Source organism: Parashewanella hymeniacidonis (assembly GCF_016900895.1).
GTDB classification, from domain to species: domain Bacteria; phylum Pseudomonadota; class Gammaproteobacteria; order Enterobacterales; family Shewanellaceae; genus Parashewanella; species Parashewanella hymeniacidonis.
On sequence record NZ_JAFEUN010000278.1, the window covers coordinates 1 to 1,279 of the forward strand.

Genomic DNA, 1,279 nt, shown 5'->3' on the forward strand with positions numbered 1-1,279 from the left:
ACGAAGAAGATAATGTTCGCCCAATTCGAGTTAGGCCAAGGAACAAACGAGTCTGGGCTAGCCTTGAACGAGATGCAGAGCGAGTGATAGAAGAAGCTTTTGAGGAAGCACTGCAGCGTGACCTAAACCAAGAACGTCAATGGGTAATTCTTGTCGATGGCCATCCACATCAACTGAAGCAAATCAATCGGCTAATCAAGAAGTTTAATGTACAAGTCACAATAATTTTGGATTTTATACATGTTGCAGAATACGTCTGGAAAGCCGCATGGTGCTTTTTTGAAAAAGATGACGCATCAGTAGAAGACTGGGTTGCCGAGCGTTTACTTAACATTTTAAAAGGAAAATGCTCCCAAGTTGCTAAAGGCATTAAAAGTAGTGCGACGAAAAGAAAAATAAGTAAGCGGGAAAATATCGATAAATGTGCTCGCTATCTTTTGAATAATAAAGAGCACTTGAAGTATGACGAGGCATTAGCATCAGGTCATCCTATCGCCAGCGGGGTAATAGAAGGTGCTTGTCGTCATTTGATAAACGATAGACTGGATATTACCGGTGCCCGTTGGGGACTTGATGGAGGTGAAGCGATTTTAAAACTACGGTCACTGAAATCTAGCGATGATTTTGATGATTATTGGCTTTTCCATAAACAGCAATCCAAACGACGACTTTATAAAGCTGCTGTAACCGTCGAATGAAAGGAACTGCACCCATATCGTTTTCATTAATCATTAAGGCCTTTAATTGCAAGAAGTAAGTACATCAGTTGCAGGTGCTCAAGATGTTGTTTTACCGAGTGATTATGAATTAAATCAAAATAAACCTGCATTTGGAATAAGTACATATACAGCTTTTGCAGGGAATAAATTTGTTTGTGTTCCTGTCGAAAATATTGAACAAGAATCATCAACGAGAACATTATTTGAAGCAATGTTTCTATATTGGGCTGAAAAGCCATCTGAAAAATCCGAAAGTCTTACATTTTTAGATAGCCAGCAAGTGTTGTTTTCTACTATCGCAATGCAAGCTCAATTAATTTCAACACTGAACCAAAAAGCCAGTGAACTTGCCACAAAAGTCAGTTATCTGATACTGAAGGAGAGCGAAAAAAAAGCTGAAGAACTTGCTAGTTTGAAGCGAAATTTGAAAGAAAAAATTGGTAACCATTCACCAGCGTAGTATTGACTAATCGCTGGTGAGGTTAAACACATCTGGATAAGGTTTACGTTGTGTTACAGCCGTAACAATTTCAGAGATAACTTCGAGCGCAGATAAACCA

Annotated in this window: 2 protein-coding genes; both read left to right on the forward strand. The window is 38.9% G+C overall.

The features are described from left to right. On the forward strand, nucleotides 1-698 hold a 698-nt coding region (locus JQC92_RS22320), incomplete at its 5' end, for an ISKra4 family transposase (protein WP_205001721.1). A 46-nt stretch (nucleotides 699-744) separates the two neighbouring features. Further along, complete coding sequence (locus JQC92_RS22325; protein ID WP_205001722.1) at nucleotides 745-1,179, forward strand: hypothetical protein; 435 nt, start codon at nucleotides 745-747, stop codon at nucleotides 1,177-1,179. The last annotated feature ends 100 nt before the right edge of the window (nucleotides 1,180-1,279 follow it).